At 35.0% G+C, this 14,219-nt stretch carries 18 protein-coding genes and 1 riboswitch; of the genes, 6 read left to right on the top strand and 12 right to left on the bottom strand.

Annotated features, from left to right (window positions below; genetic code table 11):
• Positions 1–70: 70 nt before the first annotated feature.
• The 6 genes from BLV40_RS17595 to BLV40_RS17620 form a co-directional block, all read right to left on the bottom strand.
• Complete coding sequence (locus BLV40_RS17595; protein ID WP_026591786.1) at positions 71–1,621, bottom strand: solute symporter family protein; 1,551 nt, start codon at positions 1,619–1,621, stop codon at positions 71–73.
• Positions 1,622–1,623: 2 nt separating this feature from the next.
• A complete protein-coding gene (locus tag BLV40_RS17600; RefSeq protein ID WP_026591787.1) occupies positions 1,624–1,962 on the bottom strand; it encodes a DUF485 domain-containing protein in 339 nt (112 codons plus the stop codon).
• A gap of 196 nt (positions 1,963–2,158) precedes the next feature.
• Positions 2,159–2,788: a sterol desaturase family protein gene (locus BLV40_RS17605; RefSeq protein ID WP_026591788.1), complete on the bottom strand. Its 630-nt coding sequence runs from the start codon at positions 2,786–2,788 to the stop codon at positions 2,159–2,161.
• 83 nt (positions 2,789–2,871) lie between these two features.
• Positions 2,872–3,165: a cytoplasmic protein gene (locus tag BLV40_RS17610; RefSeq protein ID WP_090692350.1), complete on the bottom strand. Its 294-nt coding sequence runs from the start codon at positions 3,163–3,165 to the stop codon at positions 2,872–2,874.
• Positions 3,166–3,184: 19 nt separating this feature from the next.
• A complete protein-coding gene (locus tag BLV40_RS17615; RefSeq protein ID WP_090692355.1) occupies positions 3,185–3,817 on the bottom strand; it encodes a LysE family transporter in 633 nt (210 codons plus the stop codon).
• Positions 3,818–3,955: 138 nt separating this feature from the next.
• Entirely contained in the window at positions 3,956–4,684 is a 729-nt protein-coding gene (locus BLV40_RS17620) for a YqcI/YcgG family protein (protein WP_026591791.1), read from the bottom strand.
• Between the two features lie 267 nt (positions 4,685–4,951).
• Between BLV40_RS17620 and cspD the strand changes: the two genes are divergently transcribed.
• Together cspD and BLV40_RS17635 are read left to right on the top strand one after the other, a co-directional pair.
• Positions 4,952–5,149 (top strand): cold-shock protein CspD, encoded by a 198-nt coding sequence (cspD, locus tag BLV40_RS17630; RefSeq protein WP_026591792.1) that lies wholly within the window; start codon positions 4,952–4,954, stop codon positions 5,147–5,149.
• A gap of 123 nt (positions 5,150–5,272) precedes the next feature.
• The gene (locus BLV40_RS17635) at positions 5,273–5,521 is read left to right on the top strand and encodes a DUF2564 family protein (protein WP_026591793.1); all 249 of its coding nucleotides are present in this window, start codon (positions 5,273–5,275) and stop codon (positions 5,519–5,521) included.
• 31 nt (positions 5,522–5,552) lie between these two features.
• On the opposite strand, the gene BLV40_RS17640 is transcribed toward BLV40_RS17635, so the two are convergent.
• The 3 genes from BLV40_RS17640 to BLV40_RS17650 form a co-directional block, all read right to left on the bottom strand.
• Positions 5,553–5,729: a zinc-finger domain-containing protein gene (locus BLV40_RS17640; RefSeq protein WP_090692358.1), complete on the bottom strand. Its 177-nt coding sequence runs from the start codon at positions 5,727–5,729 to the stop codon at positions 5,553–5,555.
• Between the two features lie 12 nt (positions 5,730–5,741).
• Complete coding sequence (locus tag BLV40_RS17645; RefSeq protein ID WP_090692364.1) at positions 5,742–6,401, bottom strand: ribonuclease H family protein; 660 nt, start codon at positions 6,399–6,401, stop codon at positions 5,742–5,744.
• 478 nt (positions 6,402–6,879) lie between these two features.
• A complete protein-coding gene (locus BLV40_RS17650) occupies positions 6,880–7,365 on the bottom strand; it encodes a QueT transporter family protein (protein ID WP_026591795.1) in 486 nt (161 codons plus the stop codon).
• A 6-nt stretch (positions 7,366–7,371) separates the two neighbouring features.
• Positions 7,372–7,416, bottom strand: a riboswitch (PreQ1 riboswitch).
• 131 nt (positions 7,417–7,547) lie between these two features.
• Between BLV40_RS17650 and BLV40_RS17655 the strand changes: the two genes are divergently transcribed.
• The 3 genes from BLV40_RS17655 to BLV40_RS17665 all read left to right on the top strand — a co-directional run bounded on the left by BLV40_RS17655 (position 7,548) and on the right by BLV40_RS17665 (position 9,817).
• Entirely contained in the window at positions 7,548–8,420 is an 873-nt protein-coding gene (locus BLV40_RS17655) for an aldose 1-epimerase family protein (RefSeq protein WP_090692368.1), read from the top strand.
• A gap of 91 nt (positions 8,421–8,511) precedes the next feature.
• Positions 8,512–8,898: a reverse transcriptase-like protein gene (locus BLV40_RS17660; RefSeq protein ID WP_090692371.1), complete on the top strand. Its 387-nt coding sequence runs from the start codon at positions 8,512–8,514 to the stop codon at positions 8,896–8,898.
• Between the two features lie 13 nt (positions 8,899–8,911).
• Complete coding sequence (locus BLV40_RS17665; RefSeq protein WP_090692374.1) at positions 8,912–9,817, top strand: DMT family transporter; 906 nt, start codon at positions 8,912–8,914, stop codon at positions 9,815–9,817.
• 2 nt (positions 9,818–9,819) lie between these two features.
• Here the strand turns inward: BLV40_RS17665 and BLV40_RS17670 are convergent, their stop codons facing one another.
• Complete coding sequence (locus BLV40_RS17670; protein ID WP_026591799.1) at positions 9,820–10,080, bottom strand: DUF6123 family protein; 261 nt, start codon at positions 10,078–10,080, stop codon at positions 9,820–9,822.
• 334 nt (positions 10,081–10,414) lie between these two features.
• On the opposite strand from BLV40_RS17670, the gene BLV40_RS17675 reads away from it, so the two are divergent.
• Positions 10,415–10,975, top strand: coding sequence for a cysteine hydrolase family protein (locus BLV40_RS17675; protein ID WP_090692379.1), 561 nt, complete (start codon positions 10,415–10,417; stop codon positions 10,973–10,975).
• A gap of 53 nt (positions 10,976–11,028) precedes the next feature.
• On the opposite strand, the gene BLV40_RS17680 is transcribed toward BLV40_RS17675, so the two are convergent.
• Together BLV40_RS17680 and BLV40_RS17685 are read right to left on the bottom strand one after the other, a co-directional pair.
• Positions 11,029–11,883: a GNAT family N-acetyltransferase gene (locus BLV40_RS17680; protein WP_170833674.1), complete on the bottom strand. Its 855-nt coding sequence runs from the start codon at positions 11,881–11,883 to the stop codon at positions 11,029–11,031.
• A gap of 211 nt (positions 11,884–12,094) precedes the next feature.
• Positions 12,095–14,074 (bottom strand): acetoacetate--CoA ligase, encoded by a 1,980-nt coding sequence (locus BLV40_RS17685; RefSeq protein WP_090692385.1) that lies wholly within the window; start codon positions 14,072–14,074, stop codon positions 12,095–12,097.
• Positions 14,075–14,219: the final 145 nt, after the last annotated feature.

Below are 14,219 nucleotides of genomic sequence, written 5' to 3' on the forward strand. Positions count from 1 at the left end.
AGCGTAATATTTTTAAGCAAAACCCCAAAATAATAGAGCTCTCCAAGAAACTGGAAAGCTCTCTTTCTTCTTAATGCGTAGACACATCACTAACCCCATGACCTGTATTAGATTTGACAAGGATTTCATCAAACTTCGCTGCATCTTCTTTCTTGCTTGAGAAAATTGTTCCTAAGTACGCTGCTAAAAATCCAAGTGGAATAGAAACAATCCCAGGTGTTGTGTAAGGGAATAACGCTTCTCCGACAAAGATTGCTTTTCCAGCCTCAGGACTCCAAACATTTGGGCTCAGTGCCACTAATGCAATAGCTGAAACTAAACCAACAACCATTCCGCAAATCGCTCCTGTTGTATTAAAACGCTTCCAATAAATTGTAAACAAAATAACCGGTAAGTTCGCACTTGCAGCAACGGCAAACGCTAACGACACGAGGAATGCAACGTTTAATGTTTGAGCAAATAGCGCTAAAATAATAGATAATACCGCTACCCCAATTGAAGCATAGCGCGCCATTGATACTTGTTCTTTTTCTGTTGCTTTACCTTTACGAATGATCTCATTATAAAAATCATGTGCAAATGCAGAAGCTGCTGTTAATACAAGACCTGCCACAACAGCTAAAATCGTTGCAAATGCAATTGCAGAAACGAAAGCAAATAAGAAATCTCCACCAAGTGCTTTTGCTAATAAAGGTGCTGCCATATTACCAGCTGGGTTTGCTTGAATAATCGCAGCATTCCCTACAAATGCAGCTGCACCAAAGCCTAGGAAAATCGTCATAATATAAAATGCACCAATTAACCATGTCGCATATACAACAGACTGACGTGCTGTTTTAGCATCACGAACAGTGAAAAAACGAACAAGAATATGAGGTAAACCAGCTGTCCCAAGAACAAGACCTAAATTTAAAGAAAGCGTATCTAAACCATCCTTATATTTCACACCTGGATTTAAAAAAGCTTCCTTTAGAGGTGTTGCCGTTTTCATCTGCGCAAACATTTCTGTCACGCTAAAATTAAATTTTGCAAATACGATTACTGAAATAACAAATGTTCCCGCCATTAGTAAGACAGCTTTGACAATTTGTACCCAACTCGTCGCTGTCATACCTCCAAAAATTACATATACCGTCATTAACGTCCCAACGATTAAAACAGATGTCGTATATTCTATTCCTAATAATAATTTAATAAGTGCTCCTGCTCCCACAAGTTGTGCAATCATATAGAAAATTGAAATTGTCATCGTATTTAAAGCTGCAACTCCGCGTACCTTTTTCGCATCAAAACGAGCTGCAATCATATCAGCTAATGTATATTTCCCTAAGTTTCTAAGTGGTTCGGCAACAAGATATAATACAACTAAATAAGCAACAAGAAAGCCTATGCTATAAAAGAACCCATCAAATCCAGTTAATGCAATTGCCCCTGCAATTCCAAGAAAAGAAGCAGCTGACATATAATCCCCCGCAATGGCCAGACCATTTTGCCACCCAGTCAAGCCTCCTCCTGCCGTATAAAACTCATTCGCATTTTTCGTCTTTTTCGATGCAAAGTATGTAATGACGAGCGTACCAAGGACGATAATCAAAAATAGTGCAAACGCCGTTGTATTCAAGTTTATCCCCTCCCTTTTTGTATATCTTGAAGAATCTTTTGTGAAGTCTCGTCGAACGATTCTGCTTTTTTGCTATAGATCATACATAACGCCCACGTCATAACAAATTGTGCAAAAGCAAAAACCCAAGCCCATGTCACATCACCAAATACTGGTGTATTTAATACCTTTGAATAAGAAGTTAAAATCGGCAATGCAATAAAAAAACTTAAAAAGAAAATACTCATCGGAACAATAAATTTCCGTTTCTTTTCTAGCAATAATTGAAATTCTTCTGATTGAACGACTTCTGTATAATTTACCTCCCCTTGTAACTTACGTGCCGAACTATCTCGTTTCATTCGCCCTCTCCCCTCTCCTTCATTCTTTAAATAAAATTCTCCCTCGCCTCTACAAAAATGCAAATTTCACAAATATTCAGAAACTTTATATTTATTTTAGACAATCTCTTCTTCTCTGCAAAGATTTTTCGATAGACATTTTTCGGCATATTTTTCTAATTTCTTAATATATTTTTGCAAAATAAAGAAGTAGCGCTCACCGCACTACTTCCTTATTTTTCTCTTTTTCTAAGTTTCGTGCCGTCCTACTTAATTCAACATCTTTTCCATCTTTATACGTACCAAATAAAAAATCATACACTGGATTCGACACACCAAACCAATAATTTTCATTTTTATAATGATGCAAAATATGTGTTTTTTTTAACCATCTACCAAAACGAGTCAACGGACGAATTGGTCTATGTGCTATATAATGTTTCCATTCATAAACAAGTAACATTATAATCATTCCTATTCCAAATGAGAGTGTAATCGTTACATCTTTTGTGATCCCATATAGAATGAACAAATAAATTGTAAACCCTGGCAGGCTATACCAAGCTGGTAAAAATAATAATTTTAAATCATCAGGATACACATGATGGTCATAATGTAATCTCTTTAACATTTTCAGTAAAAATGGATTTTTTGGAGGCTTCATATGAAATAAAAATCGATGCGTAACATATTCATTGACTGTATAAAAAATGATACCAGCAAGACATGATATACCCGCTATTCCTGTAAATAATTGCATTTGCAAAATAATGATAAAAAGAATCATTACCCCAATCATAATGATAATATCATGTTGTAAAAAAAACTCCTTCCATACTCTTTTCATTCATCCTATCCCCTTTCTTCGAAAAAACAGCCGTAACATATCGTTACGACCCTTTCTATCTTATCTATGTTACTCTCTTTATATTATAAATTAGCTCGTTGCTCTATTGTAGAGAAAAAATCATTCGAACCAAATATATTTTGTTTCGGTATAATATTTTCAACTGCAAAGACAGTTACTTCTCCTCTCTGCACTTCTCCAATTATAAGTCCCAACACTTCATGATTTACAGCAAATGTTAATTGCTTTGTTTGAAGTAATCTTTCAACAGTTTGAAGAACAGCCTCATATAAAGGGTTCCTATCCGTTATTTCTTTTCTAATCTTTGGCGCTAATGTAATGATAATTTCTTTTCCATTAACTGTGGTTCGATACATAAAAATCTCCCCTTCGGTCTTATATGAACAACTGTAAGGCTTTATACGCAAAGTGAATCGAGTACCCGACTATAATGAAACCAGCTCCCAATGTAATATAACCGAGTGCCTTTGGCTTAAGTAGAGTTCGTCCAAAATGAACAGAAAAAGCGATATTTAAATTCCACAAAATAATACCACCAATGATGCAAAGGCTATATAAAAACGCCTCCTGCTTTGTGACTTTCGTAAGCAGTGAACTAAGCGTACTTCCATATACACCAAACCAAAAGACAAGATTTAATGGATTAGATACCGCAATGAAAAAACCTGCCATATAGGATTGATGAAGTCCTCCTACCTCTTCTTGATTATATTCCATATTTGAATGTAAAATTCCTTGTTTTACACTTTGAAATCCTAAATAAAACAGTAAGAAAAAACCTATACAATACATAAATGCCTGTACATATGTATACATAAATACAGAAGACAATCCAAAGTAAATAAGAAGCATAAATAAAACATCTGCACTCATGCCCCCTATTCCAACAAGCCAAGCGTGCCAAAACCCACGTTCAATCCCTCTTTTTAACATTTCAATATTAATCGGTCCTACTGGTGCAGCCAATGAAATACCTAGTACAATTTGTTGTATAATCGCTCCAAACATAGTTCTATCCTTTCCTACTCCTTTTATATTAGCTAATGAAAACACGACAAAATATAGACTATCTTTTTCAAAAAATATACACCATTAAAATGTCCTTTTTTATCCAAAATATGCAAAAAAGCCGTCCATAGGCGGCTTTCACTTCTCTATTTTATGATGAAATGGACATTTACCTGTAATCGGTTGAATATCGTCTCCAATAAAATATTGCTTCCACTCACGATGCTCTGGGTCACCATAATGACTGATATTCGGATGTTTCGGCAATTGATCCCATTTTTCCACCCGTTCTCTGACCATTTGCCGCGAATAAGCACCTTTGGGCCGATCTCCTTCTAAACCGTCAAATATAATTCGCGGCTGAAATCCTATAATGAGTGAATTTCCTAAATGTCGCGTTTTTCTTTGTTCATAAGCAGGAGCGTTTCCAAAAGCAAACATAGGCTCCCCACCAAATGAAAATTCCCATAAGTAATGATCTGGATTTTCTGGGATTCTTTCAGGCCATGGCTGTTCATCTGCTTCATGTAAATATTGTAGCACTTTCCAAAAGTAAGAACGATAATACTCAAGTGATCGTTCTTCATATTCCGGTTCTACAAATAGAAAAAAACCTCTTCTTACAACAGGTCGTTCGTTCATCAACTCCAAAAAAGAACACATCGTCTGTGGTAAATGATTCCAATCATCATGAGACAAGAATGAGTAGCGAAGTTCATTCTTCTTTAAGGCTGTTAAACCAAAATAACAAGGAAACGATGGATCCAATACAACATTAGAAAAATTTCCAAATTCCTCAGAAACCCATATTGGTATATCCTTCCTCATTTTCATTCCTTCATTATCCAATAAATAAGACTGATTCATTCTCTCACCTCATTATGTACAGTACTCACTTAAACATATTAGAAAAAGAGCTTGTCCTATACCATAAAAAAACTTGCGTAAAAAATTATTTAAAAATACAAAAACTTAAAACCGCTTACTTGACTAAAATCTACCATTTCATGTATATTAAAACTATCATTTAGCAGAATATTCGATAATATATTTTTTTAGTTTTATGAATTCGCGAATATTTCAAATGAACTTTACTAAATGAAAAAGTAATCGTTTTTTAGGGGGAATTGTAACATGCAAGGAAAAGTAAAATGGTTCAACAATGAAAAAGGCTTTGGATTTATCGAAATTGAAGGCGCTGATGATGTATTCGTACATTTCACAGCTATTCAAGACGAAGGCTACAAATCTTTAGAAGAAGGTCAAGAAGTATCTTTCGACATCGTTGAAGGAAACCGTGGACCTCAAGCTGCTAACGTAGTAAAACTTTAATCCAACATATAAAAGGGGGTTACCTTACTTGGTAACCTCCTTTGTTATTCCTTTGTATATTTCCTTTTTGCAGGGTAAAAACTATGTGAAATGCGACAGAATACAAAGGAGGAATTGATGATAGTGAGCTCACATGTGAATGATTTTGAAGAAGTAAAATTCCGCGTAGAAACAGCGCAAAAAATGGTAGGCTCTGCAACAATTACAATGGATCCCGAGTCATTACAACATGCGACAATTGCAGTCGAATCTGCACGTTCTCAGCTTGAAACAATGAAATCTGTTGCGACAGATTTAGACGAACCTTTTTTAATGAATGAAGAAAAAAAATTAAGTCTATGCGAACACCAATTGAAAGAAGCGAAACATTAAAAAAGCATCCAGAGGTACCTCTGGATGCTTTTTACGATAATTGCTCTCCATATGCTTTTAACTGTTCTCCGACAGTGCACTGCCGAATACAAAAAGAATGGGCATAGTATTTACTATGTGTCTTTCGATAGTGTTCCTGTAAAAAACATCCTTCACAGTATGTTTCTAACAAATCATTTACCTCTGTAATGAGCTGCTTCTTATTCACCCCTGCACCTCTCTATTCCAATATTTCTTTATGGCTATCGATTGCTGTTCCTTCTAATGCTTGCGTGGCCAATTGATGTGCTTCTTTATTCTGTTTCCTTGACACTGGTTCACAGACAAGCTTTAATTTCATCTTCTTTGCTTTTTGTTCAATCTGATCTAAGTAATGATTTAAATGTTCATCGTAGCACGGCCATTCTCCAGCTAGTTGCTGAAGTACGACTTGAGAATCACCATGTAGTGTAACCGGTTCATATTTGATTCCTAATTCCTCTAGTACATTCATTCCATATAATAACGCTGCATATTCCGCTTCATTATTATCATATATGCCGTCTATATATGCATTTCGACGAACTCGATACACCTTCTGACCTTTTTTATAATAAATACAAATACCAATTCCAGCCTCTTTCGTTTGCAGATCATATCCCCCATCAAAGTAAATACGAATATCTTGTGGCTCCTCTTCTATTTGTTTACCGAGCTTATTCATCTCTTTAAGCGTCCATTCCGCTCCCATTTCATCATAAAACAATAGTTGCTTTACTCTTCCAGTTTTCTCAAAATCAGTTGCAAATTGAAGTGCCTCTTCTATGTTCATATAATCTGTTATTAATTCTGTTTGAAGATTCGATTTTGTTTTATACACCCAACATATTTTATATTTCATGTTAATTTCCCCTTATATAAGAATTCGTATTTTTATTTTATTATATTTTACCAAGAGTCACTGTATTGTATGCGAATGAATCAATTCATATTGTGAATAACCCCCTTAACTAAAATTAAATTAGATTACTACCTTAAATTTAAGCTGGAACATTCTGACTCTCCACCCATAAATTTTTAAATAGGATGCTCCTTTATATAGTGAAACTTTAATGAGCCTCGACCAAAAAATGAATATTTAGTTATTTTATAATAAGAAAAAATACTTAATAATATCACAATCGTTAAAGTTCCTAATCCAACAAATGCTATCTTTTTCTGAATCTCATTTGCTTTACCGGTAATTTTTACCTTAACCTTTGTTAACTCTTACTACCCGTAAATTAATTTTAGTGTAATGAATCAAAAGTACTTATTTATATATAAATAAAGAGGCTACCCAATCATTCCGATTTGGTTCAGCCTCTTTGTTTTATTCTTTACATCACTTTTTCAAATTGCACTCGTTTATTAATCCAATACATAACAGGCATACCAATAGCCATTACCACAAATTCACCCGCTGCACATGTAAGCCATGTAAATAAAAATGGCAGTTCAAATGCAAGGTGAAGTTCTATCGCTATCATAAACATTGTAACTGTAAAGATAACTGTATTAAAAATCATACGAGCCCAAACACCCTTAATAAAACGCATAGAAATAATCGTAGCGAGAAGTGCAAGAATGGATTGTCCTACTCCAAATACTAAATCATACCCAATCATAGGTGAGAAAAAGAGATTTGTTAAAAATACACCTAAGACAATTCCATAAATTGATTTCTTATTAAATACCACGAGATGATTAAACATTTCCGAAATACGAAATTGTACATTCGTAAAGCCAAATGGCTGAATAAGTGCAGAAACAGCAATATATAACGCTGCCAAAATACCATTACCAACTATAGTTTTTATTTTCATGACAAAATCTCCTTAGTTTTTTTACGTGGGATGGTCCCGAACCACGTGATTCGTTTTTAAACAGCAAATTTACATTGTACGCAATAGTCAACCATTCGTCAATAGATTCCTATCATTTACTATCCTTTCTCTTATAGACCGCGTATAATAAAGTATATGAAAGGTTTAGGAGGTTTCACTTCATGACAGCAATAATTCAAAATGAAAAAGTGATCGTTTCTATCTCTGAAAAAGGTGCTGAACTAGAGAGTGTTCGCTTAAAAGAAGACAATACAGAATATTTATGGCAAGGAGATCCTAAATATTGGGGGCGCCGTGCACCAATTTTATTCCCAATTGTCGGTAGATTAGTGGACAATGCATATTATGTAGATGGTAAGCCTTATTCATTAACACAACACGGGTTCGCTCGCGACCTTATATTCTCCGTAAAAGAGCAAAGTGAAACAAAAATTACTTATGTAGTCACTAGTAATCAAGAAACTTTACAAAAATATCCTTATGAATTTGAGTTGTATGTTTCTTATAAACTAGACGAGCAAAATATATATGTTACTTATGAAGTGATTAACCCTACTTCAAAAGAAATGTTATTTTCTATCGGAGCACATCCAGGGTTCAATTGTCCTTTAATAGAAGGTGAATCATTTACAGACTACCATTTATCATTTAATGGCCCTGAACATTTAGAAACAAGCGTTTTAAAAGGACCATTTCTATCAAAAGAAAAACAATTGGTTGTTGAAAATAAGACAGAATTACCACTTACATACGATTTATTCAAAAATGACGCCCTTATTTTTGAAAATATGAATACAAATGAAATTTCTATTCGCTCTCATAAACATAATAAATTTGTCAAAGTAGCATTTGAAGGTTTCCCATTCGTTGGTGTTTGGACATCAGGTAATGACGCTCCTTTCTTATGTATCGAACCTTGGTATGGGATTGCTGACGAAGTAGAACCAGCAAAAGATTTCAAAGAGAAAAAAGGCGTACAACCCTTACAAGCAAATGAAACATTTACATGCCGCTACAGCATTACAATTGGATAAATTGCCTTTTTTCATATTCTATCCCTCATCTTTACAATTAGGTGAGGGATTACTATCAACGAATGCTATATAATAATGGAGGTATTCAATTTTGATTGAAGTATATATTGATGGTGCATCAAAAGGAAATCCCGGTCCTTCTGGTGCTGGAGTTTTTATTAAAGGTGTTCAGCCACCTGTGCAACTATCACTACCACTTGGAACCATGTCCAACCATGAAGCTGAGTACCATGCATTACTCGCTGCATTAAAATATTGCACAGAACATAATTATAACATTGTCTCTTTTCGTACAGATTCACAGCTTGTTGAGCGTGCTGTGGAAAAAGAGTATGCAAAGAACAAAATATACGCACCGCTTTTAGAAGAAGCACTACAGTACATAAATAAATTTGATCTTTTCTTTATAAAGTGGATTCCTAGTAGTCAAAACAAAGTTGCCGATGAATTAGCAAGAAAAGCCATTTTAAAAAATTAATGGAGGTTTTAATGTGAAAAAAGGTTGGATTGCTCCTCTCGCTTTATTATTTGTCTCCTTTATTTGGGGGGCCACGTTTGTTGTCGTTCAAAATGCAATGTCATTTGTTGGACCATTTACTTTTAATGGTGTTCGCTTTTTACTTGCTGGAATCATTTTATTATTTGTCCAATTTATATTCTCGAAACAAACTTCAAAACAAGAAATTCAGTATAGTAGCATTGCTGGTTTAATTGTCGGATTTTTCTTATTTGTCGGTTATTTGTTGCAAACATTTGGATTACTCTATACTACTTCTTCTAAAGCAGGATTTTTAACTGGACTCAGTATTGTTATGGTTCCCATTCTTTCGTTTGTTTTTTTAAAACAAAAAGCTACACCTTTTATCATACTTGGCATTATTACTGCAACAGCGGGTCTATATTTACTAACCGCTGGTGATTCTTTTCAATTAAATATTGGTGATATACTCGTTCTCGGCTGTGCAATTGCCTTTGCAGCGCATATTCTCATCAACGGGGTCTTTTCTAAAAAGATATCCCCTTTATTATTGAGCACATCCCAAGTATTGTCTGTTGGAATTTTTTCTTCCATTTGTGCTTTTTTATTCGAGGACTGGGAAAAGTTATTTTCAATCTCTTTATGGACGAATTCCGCTTTTTTATTTGCTCTACTTGCAACATCCCTATTCGCAACATCAATCGCTTTTTTTATTCAAACAGCTGCGCAAAAACATACTTCTCCAACGAGAGTTGCCATTATTTTCGCAATGGAACCTGTCTTTGCTGCCTTAACAGGTGTTCTTGTCGCAAACGAACAGCTTTCTATTCCCGCAGTACTTGGTTGTCTCTGTATTTTCTTAGGTATGATCTTCGTTGAACTTCCTTCAAAAGCAAAAAAAGAAGCGCAGGCTGCGTGATGTTACGCTTGTAACGTCCGCATAAAAGCCTTTGCGCTTTTTTTATCAGTAATTTTCTCTTCTCTCAAACGCTCTAATAAAGCGATAAAATAACTGCCATCAAATTGCAATTGATGTTTAATTGTTGCCTCAATTGCTGCATTCACAAGCCCATCAGATGCACCTGTATACCCTTGACCAAACATAATAAACCCTTGTGCATCCTCTGATAATTTAAATCCTTTTGTATGTAAAAATGAAAGATAATCTTGTACTGTTTGCATGCTGTTCCCACCTACCAAAAAATTCTCCACTTCCTATCATACAAGTTTTCAGGCTTCTTGAGAATAGATAAAAACAACATTAGATGATTCGCTAATTTTCACTTTCTTTCCCTCACCTTGGTTATATTGTAAGGTGTTACATGATGTGAAGATAAAGAAAATGAAATAATCCCCTATATAAAAAGGATTCATCTACCGCATCAAGAAATAAATAAAGTGTAACTTTATTTGGCGGGAATTTTCTTCATTCCGCACCTGTCTCTCTTGATATATTCTGAACATTGAGACCAAAAGATCATTACTCACAAATAACGAGATAAAAAGGAGAAATGTAATGAAACAAGCTCTATTAATTATTGATTCTCAACAAGAACTGATTGATGGTAACGAGCAAGAATCTGCAGTATTTCATAAAGATCAATTATTAACGAACATAAATATAGCCATTCAAAAAGCAATTCAATCCAATGCTCTTATTATTTTCGTCAGAGATACTGATGTTGCTTCGGGTGTGGGGAAAGGCTTTCAAATACATGAGGAAATTAAAGTACCTCATACAGCACAAATCATAGACAAACAAGCAACCAATTCATTTTATAACACCTCTTTACATACGATTTTAAGAGAAAAAGAAATTGGCCATCTTGTTATCGGTGGTTGCAAAACCGAACATTGTATTGATACCGCCGTTAGAACAGCAACTGTACAGGGATTTGACGTCACTTTAATCAAAAACGGTCATTCTACAAATGATTCTACGATTTTATCAGCCAAGCAAATTATTGACCATCATAATAAAACACTACATGGTCATTATAATGTGGATCATTTTTCTGTTGTGAGAGATGTCGAGGAAGATTTATTTTCTCCTATTCATGATCAATACCGTGAGTAGAAAAAATCGCATTTATAAATAAAAAAGATTCCTTTTTTTAAAGGAATCTTTTTTCAACCGAATATCTGCGCAGCAATGCCATATAATCCACCATTTCGTTTCAAAAATTGAGTGCTGTTTTTCATCATAACTGGTGGTTGATTTACCTTTTGAAATCCAGCTGTCTCGAGCACTTTCATAAAAAATTCTTTTCCTTCTGGTACATCAATTCTAAGTCTTCCCTTATAGTCTTTTGCCAAATGATGAACAATTGTAGTTGCGATATTATCACTCGGCGCAACAATCGGTCCTATAATTCTATTTTCTGGAGTTTGCACGCTCATTCCATATCCTACAATATTATTTTCTTTGTCTTTTACAACCACACATTGTTCAGATTGTTCAATTCTTCTCTGTATAAAATTGCGTCTATTTACACCGCAAGCCAATTCATCTAACTTCACAATTCTATTACTATCTCCCTCGCCATAATCCATAAAAGTGTACTTCTTACTCCCCTCAAAACCCATGAGAGTTACATACTGATTACATATATATTTCGAAACATGACTAACCGCTTGAAAACCTAATTTTTCATATAAAGGTTTTCCCTCTTCTGTAGCAATAAGCATAATCGATGTCTTTTCTGAAACATTTCTTATACAAGCCTCTGTTATTCTTCTGCCAATCCCTTTTCCTTTATACTGCGGATGTACAATGACCATGCCAATAGAAGCTAGCTTCTCTCCATATAAGATAATAGCTGCACTGGCAATACATTCGCCTTTCATATTCTTCCCACCATATACAATTCCTGATTGGAAAATTGTTTTGATTTCTTCTAAACTATAATCCCATCCAACTAATTCAGATAAATGTATAAGATGCGGGATATCTTTTTCCTCAATTCTCTCTATTGTAATCACTATCTACCCTCCCACTATATTCCATAAAGGTTGCTCGCTTAATAAAGGAAAACTTTAATCAGTGGGGGTTTTCTTCATCCCCCACTGATTATTAGTTGAACCAATCGGGCTTTTACGGGAAGTTGATCCCCCACCTATCTTCCTTGTTTCTCTCTGAATCTTGAGATAGGGGTCTTACTGCCCGTTAATGCGGGATAAATAGGAAAGAGCTCTATTATTCTTGCTTATTAATAATTTGTGCTAAATCCATAAAAAAGCTTAATGATTCAGGGTTGGCCATGGAACCTTGATTGACTACTTTTTCTGCCGGAAACCCTAATAAAATTTTTCGAATTAGAACTTCTAATTTCTTTCCACTCAATGTTTTCGGAATTTGCTCTACTACGTAAATTTCGTCAGGTACAAAACGTGGTGAAACTTTTTGTTTTATTTCGGCTTTTATCGCTTCTTTTAGATTATCACTCATATTTACTTCAGGTTTTAACACGACGAAAAGTGGCATAAATGATTGACGTCCAAGGAGCTCTAAATCCACTACTAGACTCTCCATAATAGCATCTAGCGACTCAACTATACGATAAATTTCGCTCGTCCCTAGACGTACACCTAGCCGATTGATCGTAGAGTCTGATCGTCCGAAAATAACACAGCTTCCTTTATCATCAAATTTAATCCAATCACCATGTCGCCAAATCCCTGGATACATCTCAAAATAACTTTCAAAATAACGTTTATTCTTGTCATCTCCCCAGAAATAAACGGGCATCGATGGCATTGGTGCCATTATAACCAATTCCCCAACTTCATTAATAACTGAATTTCCCTCATCATCAAATGATTGTACGTGGGCTCCTAAAGAACGTGCTTGTATTTCTCCAGCGTAAACAGGCAATATAGGCGAACCACCAACAAATGCCGTACATACATCGGTCCCTCCACTAGTTGAAACAAGCCACACATCTCTTTTCACATTCTCATATATCCACAAGAATCCTTCTACCGATAGAGGTGAACCTGTTGAACAAATAGCCTTTAACCTAGAGAAACGATGTCTTTCTTTTGGCTTAACCCCGAATTTCATACATGTGCTAAGGAAACCTGCACTTGTACCAAAGAAAGTAACACCAACTTCTTCTGCAAAATCCCATAATATATGTATACTCGGATAAGATGGACTGCCATCATATAAAACAATTGTACCTCCAGTTAACAGTCCCCCCACTAAAAGATTCCACATCATCCATCCTGTCGTTGTAAACCAAAAGAACACATCATCTTGATTCACACCTTGTTCAACTAATAATGTTTTAAGCTGTTCTAATAGTATTCCACCTTGACTTTGTACAATCGGTTTTGGCAACCCTGTTGTTCCAGAAGAAAATAAAATCCAAAGAGGATGTTCAAATGGAACCTTTTCAAAAACAAGCTCACAATCTCCTCGCAATAGATCCTTCCAATACATTGTACGATTATTCAATTTAGAGTCATTACTGCTAACATAAGGGATTAAAACAGTCTGTTTTAAAGTAGGTAGACTCGATTGAATTTCCGAGATATTTGTTATTCTATTCTGAATTTTACCATTATAAGAATATCCGTCAACCGCAAATAAAATTGTCGGTTCAATTTGTTTAAATCGATCAATAACAGTATTTGTCCCGAAATCAGGAGAACAGCTGGACCAAATGGCTCCAATACTGGCACATGCTAAAAAAGCAATTACTGTTTCAGGAATGTTAGGCATATAAGCAACTACACGATCTCCTTGTTTCACTCCTAATTCCTTTAGAGAATTTGCCACCATCGCTGTCTTTTGCTGAAGTTCTTTCCAGCTTATTTCTGTTCTCCGAGTGGTTTCTGATTGAAAAATTACTGCTGGCTTATTTCCTCTTACATTTCGAAAAACATGTTCCGCATAATTTAAAGTAGCACCTGTGAACCATTTTGCCCCGGGCATCTTTCTTGATTCCAAAACTTGATTATATGGTGTGTTAGATTTGACTTGGCAGTAATTCCAAATATTTTCCCAGAACATTTCAAGTTCGTCAACAGACCATTTCCATAATTCACTCTGATTGCTAAAAGATAAATCCTTCTCTTGTTTAAGCCATTTCATAAAGAGACTGATACCTGATTTTTCTATTTGTTGTTGTGATGGCTTCCATAATAGGTCCCCTTCAGTAACCATTTTCATTGTTATTCATTCCCCCTTAGCTAACAATTTTTTAGACGTAAATAATAACTATATACAGTATTTGCTCTTTAAAAACCTTTTTTTCAAAGGAGGAAGTTCGTACTTTAATAAAAAAAGCTCTCCTATAAAAGGAGAACCTTTTTAC

This window comes from Bacillus sp. 166amftsu (genome assembly GCF_900107445.1).
Lineage (GTDB): Bacteria > Bacillota > Bacilli > Bacillales > Bacillaceae_G > Bacillus_A > Bacillus_A arachidis.

Excerpts from the sequence above, each read along its gene's own strand:
- BLV40_RS17650 (WP_026591795.1), bottom strand. The coding sequence starts at position 7,365 with ATGAAAATAAAAACTATAGTTGGTAATGGTATTTTGGCAGCGTTATAT.
- cspD (WP_026591792.1), top strand. The coding sequence starts at position 4,952 with ATGCAAGGAAAAGTAAAATGGTTCAACAATGAAAAAGGCTTTGGATTT.
- BLV40_RS17600 (WP_026591787.1), bottom strand. The coding sequence starts at position 1,962 with ATGAAACGAGATAGTTCGGCACGTAAGTTACAAGGGGAGGTAAATTAT.
- BLV40_RS17610 (WP_090692350.1), bottom strand. The coding sequence starts at position 3,165 with ATGTATCGAACCACAGTTAATGGAAAAGAAATTATCATTACATTAGCG.
- BLV40_RS17605 (WP_026591788.1), bottom strand. The coding sequence starts at position 2,788 with ATGAAAAGAGTATGGAAGGAGTTTTTTTTACAACATGATATTATCATT.
- BLV40_RS17615 (WP_090692355.1), bottom strand. The coding sequence starts at position 3,817 with ATGTTTGGAGCGATTATACAACAAATTGTACTAGGTATTTCATTGGCT.
- BLV40_RS17685 (WP_090692385.1), bottom strand. The coding sequence starts at position 14,074 with ATGAAAATGGTTACTGAAGGGGACCTATTATGGAAGCCATCACAACAA.
- BLV40_RS17620 (WP_026591791.1), bottom strand. The coding sequence starts at position 4,684 with ATGAATCAGTCTTATTTATTGGATAATGAAGGAATGAAAATGAGGAAG.
- BLV40_RS17645 (WP_090692364.1), bottom strand. The coding sequence starts at position 6,401 with ATGAAATATAAAATATGTTGGGTGTATAAAACAAAATCGAATCTTCAA.
- BLV40_RS17670 (WP_026591799.1), bottom strand. The coding sequence starts at position 10,080 with ATGCAAACAGTACAAGATTATCTTTCATTTTTACATACAAAAGGATTT.
- BLV40_RS17675 (WP_090692379.1), top strand. The coding sequence starts at position 10,415 with ATGAAACAAGCTCTATTAATTATTGATTCTCAACAAGAACTGATTGAT.
- BLV40_RS17655 (WP_090692368.1), top strand. The coding sequence starts at position 7,548 with ATGACAGCAATAATTCAAAATGAAAAAGTGATCGTTTCTATCTCTGAA.